Annotated in this window: 18 protein-coding genes; 11 read left to right on the plus strand and 7 right to left on the minus strand. The window is 33.3% G+C overall.

Translation table 11 applies throughout. The features are described 5' to 3' along the window. Positions 1–54: 54 nt before the first annotated feature. On the plus strand, positions 55–2,430 hold the full coding sequence (pbpC, locus tag J7574_RS04910) for a penicillin-binding protein 1C (protein ID WP_290964972.1): 2,376 nt from the start codon (positions 55–57) through the stop codon (positions 2,428–2,430). Positions 2,431–2,544: 114 nt separating this feature from the next. On the opposite strand, the gene J7574_RS04915 is transcribed toward pbpC, so the two are convergent. Further along, positions 2,545–4,089 carry a ribonuclease E/G gene (locus J7574_RS04915; protein ID WP_290964975.1) on the minus strand — a complete coding sequence of 515 codons (1,545 nt, stop codon included), beginning with the start codon at positions 4,087–4,089 and terminating at the stop codon, positions 2,545–2,547. Between the two features lie 384 nt (positions 4,090–4,473). Continuing rightward, on the minus strand, positions 4,474–4,764 hold the full coding sequence (locus J7574_RS04920; RefSeq protein WP_007805026.1) for an HU family DNA-binding protein: 291 nt from the start codon (positions 4,762–4,764) through the stop codon (positions 4,474–4,476). A gap of 139 nt (positions 4,765–4,903) precedes the next feature. Here J7574_RS04920 and mutY point away from each other — a divergent pair, with 139 nt between their 5' ends. The 4 genes from mutY to gldD are packed head-to-tail and all read left to right on the plus strand — an operon-like array spanning position 4,904 to position 8,308. Beyond that, on the plus strand, positions 4,904–5,950 hold the full coding sequence (mutY, locus tag J7574_RS04925; RefSeq protein ID WP_290965006.1) for an A/G-specific adenine glycosylase: 1,047 nt from the start codon (positions 4,904–4,906) through the stop codon (positions 5,948–5,950). Between the two features lie 36 nt (positions 5,951–5,986). Next, positions 5,987–6,424, plus strand: a complete 438-nt coding sequence (locus J7574_RS04930; protein WP_290965414.1) for a single-stranded DNA-binding protein — start codon at positions 5,987–5,989, stop codon at positions 6,422–6,424. 26 nt (positions 6,425–6,450) lie between these two features. Continuing rightward, positions 6,451–7,746, plus strand: coding sequence for a gliding motility-associated protein GldE (locus tag J7574_RS04935; protein ID WP_290965008.1), 1,296 nt, complete (start codon positions 6,451–6,453; stop codon positions 7,744–7,746). Between the two features lies 1 nt (position 7,747). Continuing rightward, positions 7,748–8,308: a gliding motility lipoprotein GldD gene (gldD, locus tag J7574_RS04940; protein ID WP_290965011.1), complete on the plus strand. Its 561-nt coding sequence runs from the start codon at positions 7,748–7,750 to the stop codon at positions 8,306–8,308. A 46-nt stretch (positions 8,309–8,354) separates the two neighbouring features. Here gldD and J7574_RS04945 read toward each other — a convergent pair whose 3' ends face one another. From J7574_RS04945 to J7574_RS04955, 3 genes are all read right to left on the minus strand, one after another. Continuing rightward, positions 8,355–8,915: a hypothetical protein gene (locus J7574_RS04945; RefSeq protein ID WP_290965014.1), complete on the minus strand. Its 561-nt coding sequence runs from the start codon at positions 8,913–8,915 to the stop codon at positions 8,355–8,357. Between the two features lie 650 nt (positions 8,916–9,565). Continuing rightward, positions 9,566–10,048: an EbsA family protein gene (locus J7574_RS04950; RefSeq protein ID WP_290965017.1), complete on the minus strand. Its 483-nt coding sequence runs from the start codon at positions 10,046–10,048 to the stop codon at positions 9,566–9,568. 148 nt (positions 10,049–10,196) lie between these two features. Beyond that, a complete protein-coding gene (locus J7574_RS04955; protein WP_290965020.1) occupies positions 10,197–10,574 on the minus strand; it encodes a heavy-metal-associated domain-containing protein in 378 nt (125 codons plus the stop codon). Between the two features lie 102 nt (positions 10,575–10,676). Between J7574_RS04955 and J7574_RS04960 the strand changes: the two genes are divergently transcribed. Then, positions 10,677–11,543: a DMT family transporter gene (locus tag J7574_RS04960; RefSeq protein ID WP_290965023.1), complete on the plus strand. Its 867-nt coding sequence runs from the start codon at positions 10,677–10,679 to the stop codon at positions 11,541–11,543. Between the two features lie 271 nt (positions 11,544–11,814). On the opposite strand, the gene J7574_RS04965 is transcribed toward J7574_RS04960, so the two are convergent. After that, positions 11,815–13,863, minus strand: a complete 2,049-nt coding sequence (locus tag J7574_RS04965; RefSeq protein WP_290965026.1) for a pitrilysin family protein — start codon at positions 13,861–13,863, stop codon at positions 11,815–11,817. 12 nt (positions 13,864–13,875) lie between these two features. Beyond that, positions 13,876–15,198 carry a pitrilysin family protein gene (locus J7574_RS04970; protein ID WP_290965028.1) on the minus strand — a complete coding sequence of 441 codons (1,323 nt, stop codon included), beginning with the start codon at positions 15,196–15,198 and terminating at the stop codon, positions 13,876–13,878. A 272-nt stretch (positions 15,199–15,470) separates the two neighbouring features. On the opposite strand from J7574_RS04970, the gene rplU reads away from it, so the two are divergent. The 5 genes from rplU to J7574_RS04995 all read left to right on the plus strand — a co-directional run bounded on the left by rplU (position 15,471) and on the right by J7574_RS04995 (position 19,048). After that, the gene (gene rplU, locus J7574_RS04975) at positions 15,471–15,911 is read left to right on the plus strand and encodes a 50S ribosomal protein L21 (RefSeq protein ID WP_056207958.1); all 441 of its coding nucleotides are present in this window, start codon (positions 15,471–15,473) and stop codon (positions 15,909–15,911) included. Positions 15,912–15,935: 24 nt separating this feature from the next. Then, on the plus strand, positions 15,936–16,196 hold the full coding sequence (gene rpmA, locus J7574_RS04980) for a 50S ribosomal protein L27 (protein WP_012023622.1): 261 nt from the start codon (positions 15,936–15,938) through the stop codon (positions 16,194–16,196). Between the two features lie 131 nt (positions 16,197–16,327). After that, positions 16,328–17,620 (plus strand): hypothetical protein, encoded by a 1,293-nt coding sequence (locus J7574_RS04985; protein WP_290965037.1) that lies wholly within the window; start codon positions 16,328–16,330, stop codon positions 17,618–17,620. Positions 17,621–17,687: 67 nt separating this feature from the next. Next, positions 17,688–18,215 carry a transposase gene (locus J7574_RS04990; protein WP_290965040.1) on the plus strand — a complete coding sequence of 176 codons (528 nt, stop codon included), beginning with the start codon at positions 17,688–17,690 and terminating at the stop codon, positions 18,213–18,215. Next, positions 18,215–19,048, plus strand: coding sequence for an IS3 family transposase (locus tag J7574_RS04995; RefSeq protein ID WP_290965417.1), 834 nt, complete (start codon positions 18,215–18,217; stop codon positions 19,046–19,048). Before J7574_RS04990 ends, J7574_RS04995 begins: the two co-directional genes overlap by 1 nt. Positions 19,049–19,136 lie beyond the last annotated feature (88 nt).

Consider the following 19,136-nt stretch of genomic DNA (forward strand, 5'->3'; position numbering starts at 1 on the left):
AACTTTGCGAACTTTGCGCATTACTTAGCGTCTTTGCGGTTAAAAAAACAAGCATTGAAAAAAAAAATAAAAGCATTCCTCCAGCGCATTATAAACTGGATAAAAAAGAACAAGATAAAATCAGCAATTGCATTTCTGCTCTTGCTGATTTACTATTTTTCGATACCCCGAACCTTATTCAAAGAACCCTATTCAACCGTAATAGAAAGCAAAGAAGGAGAATTGCTAGGCGCTAAAATTGCCAGAGACGGACAATGGCGTTTTCCTGCACAAGACAGTGTTCCATACAAATTCAAGAAATGCATTGTTTATTTTGAGGACGAATATTTCTATAAACATCCAGGCTTTAATCCAGGCGCGATGATCAATGCTTTCAAACAAAACAGAAAAGCAGGAAAAGTGGTCAGAGGAGGAAGTACACTAACACAGCAAGTCATTCGTTTATCACGAAAAGGAAAAAACAGAACCTATTTCGAAAAAATAATAGAAATTATTCTTGCAACAAGATTGGAATTAGGCTATTCCAAAAATGAAATTCTCGAAATGTACGCCGCACACGCACCATTTGGAGGAAATGTTGTGGGATTGGAAATGGCCTCGTGGCGTTATTTTGGTGTTCAGTCCAATCAATTATCATGGGCAGAAAGTGCAGTTTTGGCGGTTTTACCCAATGCGCCAAGTTTAATTTATCCAGGGAAAAATCAAATAAAACTATTAAGCAAACGTAACCGACTTTTGCTAAAACTGCATCAAGAAGGTATAATCGACAAGCAGACGTATGAACTTTCAATAGAAGAACCATTGCCTCAAAAACCGTATGATCTGCCTCAAATCGCACCGCATTTGCTTCAAAGGGCGGCTAAAAACGAAGAGGGCACAAGAGTTAAAACTACAATTGATTATGCACTTCAAAACAGAGTCAATCAAATTGCGAGATATTATTATAATCAGTATAAACAAAATGAAGTTCACAATCTGGCAATTTTAGTAATCGATGTTCAGAGCAGAAATGTAATGAGTTATGTTGGAAATTCTCCAGCTGATGCAGATCATCAAAAAGATGTCGATATTATTGATGCGCCAAGAAGTACAGGAAGTATCTTAAAACCGCTTTTATACGGCGCAATGTTAGACGATGGAGAATTACTGCCAAATACTTTAATTGCCGATATTCCAACGCAGATTTCAGGATATACACCGCAAAATTTCAATCTGACTTTTGACGGAGCTGTTCCGGCACATCGTGCATTATCACGTTCGTTAAATATTCCCGCGGTTTTAATGTTGCAGGATTTTAGCGTAAATAAATTTTATGAAGAACTGCAGAAATTCAAATTAAGAAACATTAATAAAACACCTGATCATTACGGTTTGTCGTTGATTTTAGGAGGTGCAGAAAGCAATTTGTGGGATTTATGCCGAACGTATGCGAATCTTTCGTCTACGGTTAATTATTACACAAAAAATAAAGGACAATATAGAACAAACGAATTTACAGAGCTGAATTATAAAAACGATTTTAAGCCTGATTTTGGATCAGAAACCAATCAGAAGAATATTTTGGGTGCAGGAGCAATTTGGCTAACGTATAACGCAATGGAAGAAGTCAACAGGCCCGAAGGAGACGAAGCTTGGAAGTTTTACGACAGTTCGCTTAAAATTGCATGGAAAACAGGAACCAGTTTCGGAAATAGAGATGCGTGGGCAATTGGTACCAATTCCAGATATGTAGTTGGAGTTTGGGTTGGAAATGCAACAGGCGAGGGAAGGCCAACTTTAACGGGAGTTACCAGTGCCGCACCCATTTTATTTGATGTTTTTAATTTACTGCCAAGACAAAGATGGTTCGATACTCCGTATAATGATTTAGCCGAAGTTGAGGTCTGCCGTTTAAGCGGTTATTTAGCAAAAGATAACTGCCCGAAAATCAAGCAATGGGTTCCTAAAAAAGGAAAATCGACCAAAGTTTGTCCCTATCATAAAACCATTCATTTAGATAAAACAGAACAGTTTCAGGTAAACAGCAGCTGCGAAAGCATCGATAATATTGTGACTAAAAACTGGTTTGTACTGCCTCCGGTTATGGCGTGGTATTACAAAAGCCAGCATATAGAATACCTGCCGTTGCCACCATTTAAAGAAGGTTGCGAAGGAACACAAACCACAACAATGGATTTTATTTATCCAAAAGCCAACAGTAAAATCTATTTAACAAAGGATTTTAATAGTAACGTGCAACCAGTAATTCTAAAAGTGGCTTATTCTGAAAGAGATAAGGAATTGTTTTGGTATATTGATGATGTGTACAAAGCAACAACAAAAACATTCCATGAATTGCCAATTACGCCAACAACAGGAACGCATTTTATTACAGTTGTAGATGCTTCTGGAAACGAAATTAGAAGAAAAATTGAAATTGTAAGAGAATAATTTTTCCGCCACGAATTCACGAATTTGTTTTGCACTAATTCGTGAATTCGTGGCGGAAAAACTAAAAAAAAGCATAAAAAAAACCGCCAATCTTTCGAAAGGCGGTTTTAGTTTTTATTCTGAAATAACATTTCCCTTATTATCGTAGAAATGATATTCTAAGTACGTGTAAGCGTCACGAGGTATGATTTTCACCCATTTCTTATGTTCAAAAAACCATTTTGAACGTAATGATGGAAAACCTTTGCTGAGGTATGCAGCCACAAACGGGTGTGTATTAAGCACAACTTTATTGTGGGTTTTTAAAAGTCTTTCTAAATCAGCGGTGATCTTATCAATGATTAAAATTGGAGCTTCAATTTCGCCATTGTGTTTATTAGGATCTTCCTCTCTGGTTTTGATATTCACTTCTGGTCTTACTCGCTGTCTGGTAATCTGGACCAAACCAAATTTACTCGGCGGTAATATTTTATGTTTTGCTTTATCGTCGCTCATTTCTTCTCGCAAGAAGTCGAACAAAACTTTCCTGTTTTCTGGATTAGACATATCGATAAAATCAACTACGATAATTCCGCCCATATCGCGCAAGCGTAGTTGTCTTGCGATTTCTGCTGCGGCAATCATATTTACTTCCATGGCTGTGTCTTCTTGGTTGGTCGCTTTATTAGAACGGTTCCCGCTGTTTACGTCTATAACGTGAAGAGCTTCGGTGTGTTCTATAATAAGATAAGCACCTTTACTCATGGAAACAGTTCGGCCAAATGAAGTTTTGATTTGTCTCTCTATATTGTATTTCTCAAAAATTGGGGTGTCATTTGATTGATAAAACTTAACAATCGATTGTTTTGAAGGTGCAATTTCTTGCAGATATTCCTTCGTTTGATGGTACAACTCTTCATCATCTATTTGAATACCGCTAAAGGTATCATTAAATACATCTCTTAATATCGAAGAAGCTCTATTAAGCTCTCCTAATACTTTTGATGGATGATGAGCAGTTGGTAATTTTTTACACATTGCAGACCATCTGCCAAGCAGGTTCTGCAAATCTTTTTCTAATTCGGCTACGTTTTTGCCTTCTGCTACTGTACGAACAATAACACCAAATCCTTTAGGTTTGATCGATAGAACAAGTTTTTTTAGACGATCCTTTTCTTTTTTGTCTTCTATTTTTTGAGAAATAGAAACGCGATCAGAAAAAGGAACTAGAACAATAAATCTTCCGGCAAGAGAAAGCTCAGCACTTATTCTTGGACCCTTGGTCGATATAGGTTCTTTAACTACTTGGACTAAAACAGATTGATTGGCACTTAAAATATCAGTAATGATGCCATCTTTGTCAATCTCTTTTTCAAACTGAAAGGTTTTTAGGGAGAAATCTTTTAATTTACCTGCGCTTACAAGTTTTATGAATTTCAGTTGGGAAGCTAAGTTTGGACCCAAATCATGATAATGTAAAAAGGCATCTTTTTCAAAGCCTACATTTACAAAAGCAGCATTAAGTCCAGCAACTGGTTTTCTGATTTTGGCAATAAAAATATCACCAACCTGAAAGTTGCTTTTTTCTTCTTCTTTGTGTAATTCAATTAGTTTTCCATCTTTTAATAAGGCAAAATCTACGGCTTCAGAACTAGATCTAATGATTAATTCTTTATTCACACTGTAAATTTTTATCTGTTTTTTCAGAAAATAGAATGAAGAGAAAAGAATATAGACTTAATTAAAAATCTAAAATCTGAAATCTAAAATCTAAAATCTTATCTACAGATGGATTAAACAATATTTTTAACAGGTATTAACCCGGAGAAAACTAGCTTGCAGTTAGCAGTTGTAAGTAATCAGTGGACTGAACACTAAATACTGAAGACTGAATACTAATTTTCAATTTCAATGAACGTTTAAAAAGAAAAAAGTAGTTTAAAACTACTTTTTCTTTTTGTGGCGGTTAGCTCTCGCTCTTTTCTTACGTTTGTGAGTAGCTACCTTATGTCTCTTTCTTTTTTTACCACTTGGCATATTGTGTCAGATTTATGTTAATTAATATTATTTTGCTTCGTTGTTAGTTTTAACTCCTTCTACAAAAACTTTTGCAGGTTTAAACGCAGGAATGTTGTGTGCTGGAATTTTAATAGTAGTGTTTTTTGAAATGTTTCTTCCAGTCTTTTCAGCTCTAGTCTTTACGATAAAACTACCAAAACCTCTTAGGTAAACATTGTCTCCAGTTTCTAAAGAAGTCTTAACTTCTTCCATAAAAGTTTCTACTGTTGCTTGAACGTCTCCTTTTTCAAGACCTAGTTTCTCTGAAATCTTCGCTACGATATCTGCTTTCGTCATTTTCTTTCCTATTTTATTTATAAATGGTGTACTATTTTTTTGAGTTTGCAAATATAGGAATTAAAAAAATAATTAATCAAGCTAATTCGTTAAATTTTAATTACATAAACATTTACTTTTGCAATCTAAGGATTTTGCAATGGATTTTTATAACATATTGATAAAATGGTATTTACAGAACAAGCGTGATTTACCGTGGCGAAAAACGGTCGATCCGTACCAGATTTGGCTCTCAGAAATCATGCTTCAGCAAACGCGAGTTGCTCAAGGAATGCCTTATTTTTTTTCGTTTACTCAGGAATTTCCTACTGTAAAACATTTGGCTGATGCCTCAGAAGAGAAAGTTTTGAAACTTTGGCAGGGTTTAGGATATTATTCTCGTGCTCGTAATCTTCATAAAACAGCTCAATATATAAGTGACGATTTAAATGGAATTTTTCCCAATTCGTATCAAGAACTTTTAAAACTTAAAGGTGTTGGCGAATATACGGCTGCCGCAATTGCTTCTTTTTCTTACAACGAACCTGTTCCTGTTGTAGATGGAAACGTATTTCGCGTATTGGCTCGTTATTTCGATATCGAATCTGATATTGCACTTCCAGCAACTAAAAAAGAATTTACGGCTTTGGCGCAGCAATTAATGCCTAAAGATAATCCTGCTATCTTTAATCAGGCCATAATGGAGTTTGGAGCATTGCAGTGCGTTCCTAAAAGCCCCGATTGCTCTATTTGTGTTTTTAATGAAAGTTGTGCTGCCTTGCAGAAAGGAAAAGTGAATATATTGCCTATAAAATCAAAAAAAGTAAAAGTAACCAATCGTTACTTTAATTATTTGATTTTGGAAGATGTTTCGGGAAACACCTTAATTCAAAAAAGAACCGAAAAAGGAATCTGGCATAACTTATATGAGTTTCCGCTCCTAGAAACCCAATCGATTGTTGATTTTCCAGAGGTTTCGCAAGCAGTAAAGGATGAAATATTTCCAGAATATACTATTATAAGTATAGAAGATTACAGCGAATCGACCTTAATTCATAAACTTTCTCACCAGCATCTGCATATTCAATTTTGGAAAATTAAAGTGAAAGAAGAAATTGAAAATGGAATAGATGCCCAAAAATTAAAAACTTTTCCTTTTCCTATTGTGATATATAATTTTATAGAAAAGCAAGAAATAAATTGCTAAAAAAATGTATCTTTGGGAGAAATACTACCAAAAACTATGAACGGAACATTAAATAAAGTGATGCTTATTGGCCATTTAGGCGATGATGTAAAGATGCATTATTTTGATGGAGGAAACTGCATCGGACGTTTTCAGCTGGCTACCAATGAGGTATATATCAATAAAACGACCAATGAAAAGATTACCTCTACAGAATGGCATAGTTTGGTTGTGCGTAATAAAGCCGCAGAGATTTGCGAAAAATATCTTTCTAAAGGAGACAAAATTTATGTTGAAGGAAGAATTAAATCTCGTCAGTGGCAGACAGAAGATGGAACAACAAAATATACAACCGAAATACAGGTTACGGAGTTTACTTTCCTGACTACGAAAAAAGAAACTGCGTATACCAAACAAAACCAGGACACAGAGTCGGCAAAAAACACTAACTTTGATGCTCCTGAAGGGCTGCCTATTAATGATTTGCCCTTTTAAGCGATGTTTAACTAATTTTACACAGTTTGGACCCAGAGCCCAGTTTACTTTTTTCTTCCAATCTTGACGCTAATTTAATTATTGGTTCCGTCGGGATTTTTATTTTATTATTCCTTTCAGCAATTGTTTCTGGTGCTGAAGTAGCTCTTTTTTCTTTGTCACAGCAAGATATCGATGAGTCTTTAAACGATAGTCCCGCAAAAGGAAAAATTATTTCGAATTTATTAGATAAACCCAAAAAGCTTTTGGCAACTTTATTGGTTGCCAATAATTTTTTTAATATCGGCATTGTAATCCTATTTGCTTACATCGGGCAGAATATTTTTGCCAATGTAAGTTCGCCTGCTTTTAAATTTACGCTAGAAGTAATTCTGGTGACTTTCTTAATTTTATTATTCGGCGAAGTCCTTCCTAAAGTTTATGCAAGCCGAAACAGTATTCTTTTTGCTAAACGAGTAGCCTATCCTCTCGCATTTTTAGACAAAGTACTTTCTCCTGTAAGTTTGCCAATGCGCTCTGTTACTATATATTTGCAGCATAAATTAGGCAAGCAAAAGAATAATTTCTCGATCAATCAGCTTTCTCAGGCTTTAGAATTAACCGATTCTGAAGGAACTTCGACAGAAGAACAAAAAATTCTGGAAGGAATTGTTTCTTTCGGAAATACCGATACGAAGCAAGTAATGAGTCCGAGAATTGATATTTTTGCATTAGAAATATCAGAAACTTTCGCCGCCATTTATCCGAAAATAATTGAAACAGGCTTTTCGAGAATTCCAGTTTATCGTGATAATATCGATCAGATTGAAGGGGTTCTTTTCGTAAAAGATTTGCTTCCGCATATTGATAAAGAAGAATTTGATTGGACTTCTTTAATTCGTGAAGCTTTCTTTGTTCCTGAGAATAAAAAACTGGATAATCTTTTAAAGGATTTTCAGAGCCTAAAAAGCCATTTAGCCATTGTGGTTGACGAATATGGAGGAACATCTGGATTGGTTTCATTAGAAGATGTTATTGAAGAAATAGTTGGAGACATCAGTGATGAGTTTGATGATGAAAATTTAAACTTCTCGCAGATTGACGAGAATAATTTTCTTTTTGAAGGAAAAATAAACCTGAAAGATTTCTACAGAATTGTGGATGTTGATGAAGATGTTTTTGAAGCTCACAAAGGAGAAGCCGAAACATTAGCTGGATTTATTCTGGAAATTTTAGGTAACTTTCCGAAAAAAGATCAAAAAGTGCCTTTTGAAAACTGTATTTTCACCATAGAAACAGTTGATAAAAAGCGTGTAAAACAAATAAAAGTAACCATAAATTAAAATGTTAAATAGAATACTTTCAATAACAGCAATTTTGCTTGCTCTAACGGTTATAAGCTGTAAAAATGATGTTTTGCCAAAACCAGCGAGTTACCTGCGACTAGATTATCCAGAAGCAAAATATGTGAACTTTGAAAACAATTGCCCATTTGCTTTTCAGATGAATGAAGATGCGATTATTAAAGGTGAAAAAGAATGCGGATTTGCGATTACTTACCCAAAGATGAAAGCAACCATTTATTTGACCTATAAGCCAGTAAATGGCAATATTGATAAATTACTACGCGACGCTCAAAAACTGACGTATGAGCACGTAATTAAAGCCGATGATATTTTAGAACAGCCATATTTAAATCCGCAGAAAAAGGTTTACGGAATGTTTTATCAAGTAGACGGAAACGCAGCAACAAATTCTCAGTTTTACGTTACCGACAGTACAAAGCACTTTTTAATAGGTTCGGTGTATTTCTACGCAAAACCAAACTTTGATTCGATTATGCCTGCCGCGAGTTATGTTAAAAATGATATGCAGCGTTTGATGGAAACGTTGAAATGGAAATAAAAATTAAAAGGATCCAATTTGGATCCTTTTTTTTTATGTAAAGTAACTAAAAACAGCAGGTCTTGGATATTTTATATTTCCCATTTTCATTCACTACTTTAACATCAAAATTTATCTTTTTGTATTCTGATTCTTTTTCGTTTAAAGGATATTCGGCAATAAAAGATACCGCATAGGTATTTTCTAATCCTTCTTTCTTATTTATTTTTAAGCTTGTTAGCGACTGCTCACATATAAACTCATTATTGGTTATGTAGTCAAAATCTTTATTAAAATCCTTTGTTTGAATTTTATAGAAACTTTGAATCGAATTTTGCTTTTTAATCGAATCTAATTCTTTAAAAAACAAAGACATTTTTGGTTTATCTTTTCCATTTGATGAGTTTATATAAAACCTAATATAACTTATATAAAAATCTATGAGCCATTTTTTTTCTAAATCATGGCTCTTTATAAGTTGATTTTTAATAGAATTATCTTTTAAGCCACTTTTTGTAGACTTAGATATTTCTTCAATATCATCTGTAGTTTTTTTAGTATAATTTTCACAAGAAATTAAGTTGAAAGCAATTAAACTTATTATAAATAGATACGTATTTTTCATCATTAAAATTATAATTTATTTTGTCCTCCTGCTAGCACGAGCGTCTCGCTCGTATATGCTCAAAGATTTTTTAGTGCATAGATTGCTTTTAGCTGTATTATAGAACAGACTAGAAAAATGAATTTTAAAAATATTCCGTTCTCTATTTTAGAAACTATCAAAGTATTAAAGGAATTAAAAGATTGCTTTTTCGCTACTTCACGAATTAGCAGTTTATTAAAAAAATAGAAAAGTATTATCACATAACTAAAAAAGAATATATGATTAAATTGAGACCTTGTTATTTGGAATGGTATAAGCTCTAGCTCATGTAATAAGATTATAGTTATAAATATTGATGCTAAGATGAAATAAAAAATACGTCTTATTTCTGACACATTATTTAAATATATATAAATGTAAATGTTTAGTGATAAGAAAAAAAGCATGTAAATGTAGTTGAGCATAGTTTGATTCAATGAAATTAATTTTAGATTTTAATGCCTCCGTTACTCCGTCTGTTAGCGTTGATTTCCAATCTTTGCCCACAAAATTGAGTAAGCGCAACAGTTGAGCGTTTCAAAAATAAGTATATTAACTCGAAAGCTTTTATATTTAATAATTTGTATTGTGTCTTATTGTTGCGCGCACGGTTACAAATCCGCGCTATCGGGTTAAATTTGGGATCCTTTTTTGTTTGTAAGTCTTATGCACTTCGTTAATAAATCAAATTCTATGAAAAAAGTATTTTCAAATTTTTCTTTTATAAATAAAAATAAATCGAACATTCCATCTTCATATTCTTCTTCATAAATGCCATTGCAATTAATTTTATAGCTTTTTTTATCGTAGAATTTTATTTCGATACTTTTAATGTGAAATACTTGATAATCTTTATGGATTATATTAATAGAATCAATTTGTTGAAAGTTAAAGTCTTTGTTCCTTATTGAATTTTTGTAGGATAATATTAGGCTTTCATTATTTATCGTTAATTTTTTTGATCTTAGAAAATAAACCAAAGCCAATATTGAAAGAAGTAAAATGTAGACTAATAAGCCAATCATTTTAAGGGAAAGTAATAAACAGAATAAGATAAAAAATAAACCGAAATTTGAAGATAAATAATGTAAGTATAAAAAATTATAAATTCTCATTTTTAATTATTTAAAGTTGTTCTTTCTATTGCGTAAACACTTTGCCATTTATAGGAATCTCGCTCGTGAATTAAAGCAATTTCTCAACAAATATAAATTAAAAAAGGCGTTCAAATTTGAACACCTTTCCTAACTGTTGAATTTCGATTTAAGACTTAAAATTCGAAACTTTATATGTTTTTCCATCTCCGGTTTCTTGCACTACTTTTGTTAAAGATTCTGGATTTTGGATGGTTTTATCAAAACTTACTGTTGCTGTTTTTTTATCAAAATCAACCGTTGCTTTGTCAACTCCATCAAGATTTGCTAATTCTTCTTCGATTGTTTTCGCGCATCCCATAGCGCAAGTCATTCCTTCAATTGTAAAGCTTGCAGTCTGTAAATTTTCAGCAGCAATTGGTTTGTGCTCTTTTGGAGCATTTTTTTCTGCATTTACAACTTGAAGACTTTTGTCCTCTGCTTTTTTACAGCCAACAAATACTAGACCAGCGATTGTTGCGGCGATTAAGATTTTTGAAATTTTCATTATATATAAATTTAAAAATTGCGAATTAGATTCTTGCAAAATTAATAAAAAGAGAACGCTCAGTTCGTAAAATAATTACAAATTTGCAGTAAATAACAATTTATGGATACAAAACAGTTAAAGTGGATATACTTAACGATTCTTTCTCTTATTTGGGGAAGTTCATTTATTTTAATTAAAAAGGGATTAGTGGGGCTGACAGCAATTCAAGTTGGTTCGTTCCGAATTATTTTTGCTGCTCTGTTTCTGTTAATTGTAGGTTTTAATAGTCTAAAGAAAATATCGCGACGTCAGTGGAAATATGTTGCGATAACTTCGCTTTTCGGAACTTTTATGCCAGCTTATCTTTTTGCGATTGCAGAAACTCAGGTAAATAGCTCGATTGTGGCTATTTTGAATTCGCTGACGCCTTTAAACACTTTGGTTTTAGGAATTATAGCTTTCGGAATTCAGTTTCAAAAACGACAAGTTTTAGGTGTTTTTGTGGGGCTTATCGGTTGTCTGCTTTTGGTTTTAAGCGGTGATTCTTCAAGCGGAACTCAAAATTATCTTTATGTGCTGTTGGTTGTAATGGCAACGCTCAGTTATGCAATCAACGTAAACTTGATTAAGAAATATTTGCACGATCTGAATTCGGTTAGCATTACAACGGGAAATTTTACCATTCTACTTTTACCTGCTTTACTTATTTTAAGCACAACCGATATCGGTCAGAAAATACATTTTGAAGAAACGCAACATTCTATACTTTTTGTCATGATTTTAGGTGTTTTAGGAACCGGAATTGCCAATGTCCTTTTCTTTAAACTGATACAAATGTCGTCTCCAGTATTTGCAACATCAGTAACGTATTTGATTCCGATTGTTGCATTTTTCTGGGGATTATTGGATAACGAATTTTTAACTCCAATTCAATCTCTTGGTGCGTTTGTCATTTTGATAGGGGTTTATTTGTCTGCGAAAAAATGATTTTTGTTGAGTTATGAATTATAAGTTATGAGTTATGAGTTATGAGTGAAAAGTTGTTTGTGAAATGTAAAATGTATTGAAGTTGTTCTGTCAGGCTGAGCGGAGTCGAAGCTCTTTGTGCTCTTTGATGGAGTTTATCCTTAGGAACGAAGGGCTTATAGTGATAAACGTATTCAATAAAAAAAAGCTTTGTCAAAGTTTTAAACTTTGACAAAGCCTATGAGTAAGAAAAGCTTAGCGACTTAGTAGCTTAGAATCTCAGCATCTTTTTTTACAAGAAATCCTTCTCAGAAACTCCTTCGTTTATTTTGATGTCAGACATTTTGATATCCAATTCGAAACCAACATTCTGAACTAAATTAAAAGGGACCTTTACGCCTTTTACTTCTTTATAATCGTTGAAATTAGTGATTTGCTCAACTGATTTTCCACCTTGTTCGCGAACCTTGGATTCAGCTATTTTTAAGCCAGATTTAACGTCATAAAAGTATTTTGTTTTACCGTCTTTAATTACGTAAGCATCATTTCCGTTAATTGGTTCAATTCCTTCTACCTTCAAATCGCTTCTTTTTACAAGCTGTAATTCTTCAAAAGGAGCGGCGTTGGCTTTCATTTCGGCTAAATCTTCACCTTCAAGGTTTTTTCTTTGTCCTTGCTGTTCAACGTAAGCGCCTTTTTCATTTACAACTTGTTTCATTAAATTCATTGTTCCCATTGAAAGCGAAACCATCATTTTTCCTTTTGAATCTAATTTAGAAGTAAAAGTTAATGGAGTAGAAGCTTGAGGGATAGTTGTAGAACCATTCATGTATAATGTTTTTACTGCAGTAACGGCTTTTTCTCCCCCAATAGCATTGATGTAGTTTTCAAAAACTGTTTTTGCGGTAATATCTTTTGGAGCTTCTTTTTTAGAAACAGGTTTTTCAATTGGATTACCGTATTTATCGAAATAAGAAATCGGAATATTTAGTTTTTCCAAGCCAGGAATAACATCCGATCCTTTTCCGACAATCACAATTCGCATATTGTCTAGCAAGAAATACTTGTTGGCAACACGGTAAATATCGTCTGCCGTAACATTATTTATAGTTTGAATGTATTTTTCGTAGAAATCGGCAGGAAGTTTTTCTGTTTCAATGTTCAAAGCATAACGTGCAACAGCTTGCGGTTTTTCAACTTGCATTACAAATCTTCCAATGTAACCTGCTTTTACGTTTCTTAAAACTTCTGGGTCAACTCTTTCTGTTCTAATTCTTTTAATTTCTTTTACGAATTGTACCACAGCGCTATCAGTTACTGTGTTTCTAACAGCCGAAGAAGCTTTGAATTTTGTAACATATTTTCCGCTTCCAATGCTAGAATTTGCGCCATATGTCCAAGCGTGCTGTTCGCGTAAATTCATGTTTAAGTAACTGTTGAAGTCACCTCCGAGAATTTGATTCGCAATAACAGCAGGGAAAAAATCTGGATCGCTCATTCTTAAATTGATCGTATTTACTAATGAGATTTCAGATTGAACTGCGTTTGGAACATCGACAAAATCGATTTGTAAGTTGGAAACATTTGTCGGATTTGGATAGGTGTTTTTTGGTGCGGCTTGTTTTTTCCATCCGCTGAATAATTTCTCGACAGCCGTTTTTACTTCTTTAAATTTAATGTCTCCAATAACAACTAAATAAGCGTTTTCTGGAACAAAATAAGTGTTGTAGTTGTTCTGAACATCTGCAAGAGTGACATTTTTTACAGTTTCTTCTGAAAGATATTCTCCTGCTGGATGATTTTTTCCGAAAGCTAAAACATCAACTACTCGGTTTGAAATAGCAGGAACGCTTTTTTCATCGGCTTTAAGGCCTTCTAAAAGTTTTGCCTTTTCTTTGTCAAATTCAGTTTGAGTGAAATTTGGCTGTAAAGCACCTTCTGCCAAAAGCTCCAAAACGCGTGCTGAATATTTTGATAATGAACTCGCATAAGCTCCTTGAGAAGTAAAATTGATATTAGCGCCGTAAAAATCAATTTCTTCGTTAAAAGCTTCTTTGGTTGTTTTTTTAGTTCCGTTTCCAATTAAGCTGCTAGTCAATTCATCAACCCCTTTTTTGTTGCCTTCAGTAAATGGAGCATTGTCTAGCGTAAGTGTAAAACTAACTCTAGGCAATTTGTGGTTTTCAACAACTAAAACTTTCATTCCGTTTGCTAAAACAAAGGTCTGGGGTTTTTTGATGTTGACTACTGGGGCATTTCCTGGTTTGGGTTGTGGACGATTTTGTGCTTGCATAATTCCAGTTAGGAAAATAAGGATTAAAAAAGGATATATTTTTTTCATGATTCGATATTCTTAGTTTTGAGATTTGGCAGTTGGAAGATAATCTAAAATCAAACGCTGATTCGGATTTAAATATTTCTTGGCAACTTCTCGTATTTCTTCTCTTGTGATAGAATGGTAAATGTCGATTTCGGTATTAATTAAATTGACATCTCCATAAAGCAAATAATACGAAGCAAGATTTTCTGCAATTCCTTCTACGCTCGAATTCGCATTTACATAATTGTTATCGAATTTGTTTTGTAATTTTTCATAATCTTTCTCAGAAATAAGATCGGTTTGTATTTTTACAATTTCCTCATCCATTTCTTTTAAGATATCGGCTGTAGTATATGGAGCCATTGGTAAACCATATAAAATGTACATTCCGTAATCTTCTTGGCTAAAACCTACAGCGCCAATTTGTAGCGCCATTTTTTTGTCGTCAACGATCTTTTTGTAAAGTTTAGAGCTTTTTCCGTCGCTTAAATAAGAAGAAATCAAATCTAAAACTCTGGCATCTCTGGTTTTCATTGAAGGCGTTCTGTACGAAGCCACAATCATCGGAATCTGAATGTTCGGATCTTCGTAAGTCGCTTTAATGGTCTGAGTGATTGGATCTTCTACGTAAGTTTGTTTTTTAACTTCTTCGCCTCTTGGAATTGGTCCGAAATATTTCTGAATCCATTCTTTGGTTTTCGTTTTTTCAAAATCTCCAGCCACAACCAAAACAGCATTATTTGGCGTGTAGAATTTTTTATTGAAAGCTTGAAACTCTTCAAGAGTTGCTGCATCCAAATCTTTCATAGAACCAATTGTAGTCCATCTGTAAGGATGTTTTTTGAACATGTTCTTTTTAACCTCAGGAAGAATATTTCCGTAAGGCTGATTGTCGTAACGCATTCTTTTTTCTTCTTTTACGACTTCATTCTGCGTGTCAACTCCAATTTTATTAATAATAGGATGCATCAATCTTTCAGACTCCATCCATAATCCAAGTTCTAAGCTGTTAGAAGGAAAAACTTCATAATAATAAGTTCTATCGTCGGATGTATTGGCATTGTTAACTCCGCCATTGGCAGTAACAATTTTCATCCATTCGCCTCGTTTTATATTTTGAGTTCCTTCAAATAATAGATGTTCAAAGAAGTGCGCAAATCCAGTTCTATCAGGGCGTTCGTCTTTTGATCCAACATGATACATTACCGAAGTAATAACAACTGGAGCAGAAGGGTCATTGTGTAAAATGACATGCAGGCCATTGTCTAAATCGTATTCTTCAAAAGCTACTTTTTGGGCATGAGCCACTCCGCCAAGCATTAATGCAGCACTTAACATCATTATTGATTTTTTCATAAAGATTAATAATTTTAAATATCAACAATAGTAGGTAGACAAGAGTTGATTTTGGTTACACCAAAAATAGTTTTTTTTACTTAGGTATTACAGATTTGTTTTCAAATAAATGCAATTTTAACAATATTTTACTTTAAATTAATTATGTTGACAATTTGAAACTGGTTGAAAAACAAGGGTTTTTTAAGGAAAAATATTTTTGCTTTTAGGGATTGCACAGTAAATTATTAGTTGTATATTTGCAACCTTAAAAATCAATAAATCAATTTGGTATGTATGCAATCGTAGAGATAGCAGGGCAACAATTTAAAGTAAGCAAAGACTTAAAGGTTTATGTTCACCGTTTAGCTAACGAAGAAGGTTCAAAAGTTTCTTTTGACAAAGTTCTTTTATTAGATGACAACGGAAATGTAACTTTAGGCGCCCCAGCTATAGAAGGTGCTTCAGTAGAAGCTAAAGTGTTACAACACTTAAAAGGTGATAAAGTTATCGTTTTCAAAAAGAAAAGAAGAAAAGGATACAAAAAAAGAAATGGTCACAGACAATATCTTACACAAATTGTAATTGAAGGTATTACTGCAGCAGGAGGAACTAAAAAAGCAGCAGCTAAAAAAGCAGTTGTAGCAGAAGATGCAGCTACTGAAGAAGTAGAAGCTCCAAAAGTGAAAAAGGCAGCAGCTCCAAAAGCAAAAAAAGAAGCTACTAAAGAATAATAACAATATTTAAACTCATACGTCATGGCTCACAAGAAAGGTGTCGGTAGTTCGAAGAATGGTAGAGAATCAGAATCAAAACGTCTAGGCGTTAAGATTTATGGTGGACAAGCTGCTATTGCTGGGAACATCATCGTAAGACAAAGAGGTTCTAAACACAATCCAGGTGAAAACGTTTACATTAGTAAAGATCACACTCTTCATGCAAGAGTTGCTGGAGTTGTTAAGTTCCAAAAGAAAAGAGATAACAAATCTTATGTATCTATTATCCCATTCGAGGCATAATAATCATAAAGATGACTTTTACAAAAACCCGTTCAGAAATGATCGGGTTTTTTGTTTTATATATTTTTTTTAAAAGACTTTAAAACTTATATTTACTTTTTGCGTTTGTTTTATGCCTTAATTTTTAAAAGTTGAAAAAAGTAATACTACTTCTACTGCTGTGCTGTTTCAGTACGTATGCAAAAGCTGTTTCTGACAGTATTAATATTCGTTTAAATTCATTCAACGGCGAACAGAAAAAAGTTTTATATGAATTGGCAGTTTTAGAGAAGAATGGCTTTGATGCTAACGAATTCTGGCTGAAACATAAAAATCAATTTCCGAAGTTGAATGATCGAGAAAGAGATCAGTTAGCGCTGGAAGTTTTTACTAATTCTCAGATACTATATACTCCGCCAAAAGATTCGGCAATTCAATTCTGGATACAAGCACAATCGCTGGCAAATTGGATGTATTATCTTTCTGCATTTATAGCTATTTGCGCTGTCGTTGCTTTGTTTAAAAGATATTGGAACTTGCTGATTGATTTTGTAATTAAGCATTTAGCGCCGCTATTTAGATTTTTATTTTCTCCTGTTTTATTGACTTACGAATTGCTTATAGTGAGTGTTTTCTGTATTTATTTTGGAGTTTCTATCGAAGAATTTGTACTTCGTACAGTCGTTGTTCATGTCGGTTTGTGTTTGTTGTGGAGTCAGTCGACAGCTATTTTTACTAAAGAATATTTGATTAAAAGATATATTGTTAGGATAGAAGATGATTTTTGGGGTAAAAGTCCTTGGGATGCAGTAAAAACAATCTCTCTGCCTGCATTATGTCTTACACTGGCGCTTGTATATGTGCTGTACAAAGTTCCTCAAGATGTGTTTTATAATTACGAAATTGTATTGTCGGGAATTGCTGCAATTTATGCTTTACCATTTTGGCGCACTTTAGAAAAATACTTATATCCGGTTTTGTTTCCTTTTAAAAAAGAGAAAAGAGACCGTGGAATAAATTCTCTTGGCGGATGTACGGTTATTGCAATTGCTGCAGTTGTTGCGTTTGTATTTCAAGAGAATTCTCTTTTTAATAATGTGATATCGGCTTTAATAAGTTTACTGACGATGTCATTTTTGATCTTGTCTTTAAAAATGAATTACAAATATGATTTCAGGAATTATTATTATCTGCAATTTGTCACTATACTTTTTTTAAGTTTAGCTTTCTGGTACGGTTTTAAGAATCATTTCAACGAGATTGTGTGGTTCTCGCTAATTGGAACAAGTGTTTATATCATTATAAAATACTTTGAAATATTCTCCTTTTTCTCAGATTGGAAAAGAAGTAAAGCTTGGGCTTGGAAACTGCTTGGAACGGCAGCTTTGTTGTGGTTATTAGCCAAAGGAATCTTGTATGTTTCTAAAATAATATATCAAGCTTAAAATAAAAAAAAAACCGAGGCATAAGTGAACTGCCCCAAAAAGTTAGACACTATTTTGGGGCATTTTTATGGAAAGAAAAATCAAGTACAATTATGGGTTTAAACTTCGTTGTGTAGAAGAAGTTTTAAATGGACATCGTTCAGTTAATTCAGTTGCTAATGAAAATAATTTTGACGAGTCAAATCTGAGAAAATGGGTTAAGTTTTACCAGCAGTATGGCAAAGAAGGTCTTTTACCCAGGGAAAACCAGATATACAGCGTCAAGTTTAAGCAAAATGTATTGCTAAAAATTAATAAGAAGTCTTTATCTTTGAGAGAAGCCTGTCTTGAATTTAATATTCCTAGTGAATCTGTTATTATTCAATGGCAAAAAAGATATGAAGATCAAGGTATCTTAGGCTTAAAAGACCAACCTAAAGGAAGACCTAAATCTATGAACTTCAAAAGAGCTAAAAAGAAACCAAGCAAACCTCTTAGCAGAGAAGAAGAACTTTTACTGGAGATTGAGTCATTGCGATGTGAAAATGCTCTTTTAAAAAAGTTCAATGCCTTAGTTCAAGCCGAAGAAGCCAAGAATTTAAAGCGCAAGCCATAATAGAATTAAGGCATGAGTATGGGCTTGGCATTATGCTGGCTCATATGAATATGGCACGTAGCAGTTACTATTACTACGAGAAAAAACATCAAGCAGAGGATAAATACAAATATATTAAATCACTGATCCAGCAGATTTACCATCTGCATAAAGGAAGATTTGGCTACAGACGCATTACCTTGGAAATTAGAAACAAAGGCATTCTGATCAACCATAAAACAGTACTCAGGCTGATGAAGCTTTTAGGCTTAAAAAGTTTAATTAGAGCAAAGAAATATAAATCATACAAAGGAGCACAAGGCAAAATAGCTCCCAATGTATTAAAACGTAATTTTAAAGCTGTAATGCCTAATGAAAAATGGGCAACAGACGTTACGGAATTTAATGTGTCTGGCAAAAAGTTATATCTGTCTCCAATAATTGACTTATTCAATGGAGAAATTATCAGTTATGATTTATCAGAAAGAGCAAATTTCAATCAGACTGTGTCTATGCTTAAAAAATCTTTTGAAAAAATACCAGATAAAACAAATTTAATACTGCACTCAGATCAAGGGTGGCAATATCAAATGAAAGAATATCAATATTTATTAAAGAAAAAAGGAATTAAGCAAAGTATGTCTAGAAGAGGGAATTGCCTTGACAACGCTATTATCGAAAACTTCTTTGGAATATTAAAATCAGAACTTTTTTATCTCAAAAAATACAGTTCCATTGCTCAATTAAAACAAGAAATAATAGAGTATATAAACTATTACAATAATGACAGGATAAAACTTAATCTAAAAGGAATGAGCCCGATACAATATCGAGCTCATTATTATCAAATTTAATTATAAATTCGTCCAAACTTTTGGGTGCAGTCTAAAGCTTCGGTTTTATATATAAGTACATTTTTTAGAATTTAGCTTTTGGAATTTG

This window comes from Flavobacterium sp., from assembly GCF_017744675.1.
Taxonomy (GTDB): Bacteria; Bacteroidota; Bacteroidia; order Flavobacteriales; family Flavobacteriaceae; genus Flavobacterium.

Bases quoted from the DNA above. Each gene is read 5' to 3' on its own strand.
- J7574_RS04920 (WP_007805026.1), bottom strand. From the start codon at position 4,764: ATGACGAAAGCAGATATCGTAGCGAAGATTTCAGAGAAACTAGGTCTT.
- mutY (WP_290965006.1), top strand. From the start codon at position 4,904: ATGGATTTTTATAACATATTGATAAAATGGTATTTACAGAACAAGCGT.
- J7574_RS04930 (WP_290965414.1), top strand. From the start codon at position 5,987: ATGAACGGAACATTAAATAAAGTGATGCTTATTGGCCATTTAGGCGAT.
- gldD (WP_290965011.1), top strand. From the start codon at position 7,748: ATGTTAAATAGAATACTTTCAATAACAGCAATTTTGCTTGCTCTAACG.
- J7574_RS04945 (WP_290965014.1), bottom strand. From the start codon at position 8,915: ATGATGAAAAATACGTATCTATTTATAATAAGTTTAATTGCTTTCAAC.
- J7574_RS04950 (WP_290965017.1), bottom strand. From the start codon at position 10,048: ATGAGAATTTATAATTTTTTATACTTACATTATTTATCTTCAAATTTC.
- J7574_RS04955 (WP_290965020.1), bottom strand. From the start codon at position 10,574: ATGAAAATTTCAAAAATCTTAATCGCCGCAACAATCGCTGGTCTAGTA.
- J7574_RS04960 (WP_290965023.1), top strand. From the start codon at position 10,677: ATGGATACAAAACAGTTAAAGTGGATATACTTAACGATTCTTTCTCTT.
- J7574_RS04965 (WP_290965026.1), bottom strand. From the start codon at position 13,863: ATGAAAAAAATATATCCTTTTTTAATCCTTATTTTCCTAACTGGAATT.
- J7574_RS04970 (WP_290965028.1), bottom strand. From the start codon at position 15,198: ATGAAAAAATCAATAATGATGTTAAGTGCTGCATTAATGCTTGGCGGA.
- rplU (WP_056207958.1), top strand. From the start codon at position 15,471: ATGTATGCAATCGTAGAGATAGCAGGGCAACAATTTAAAGTAAGCAAA.
- rpmA (WP_012023622.1), top strand. From the start codon at position 15,936: ATGGCTCACAAGAAAGGTGTCGGTAGTTCGAAGAATGGTAGAGAATCA.
- J7574_RS04990 (WP_290965040.1), top strand. From the start codon at position 17,688: ATGGAAAGAAAAATCAAGTACAATTATGGGTTTAAACTTCGTTGTGTA.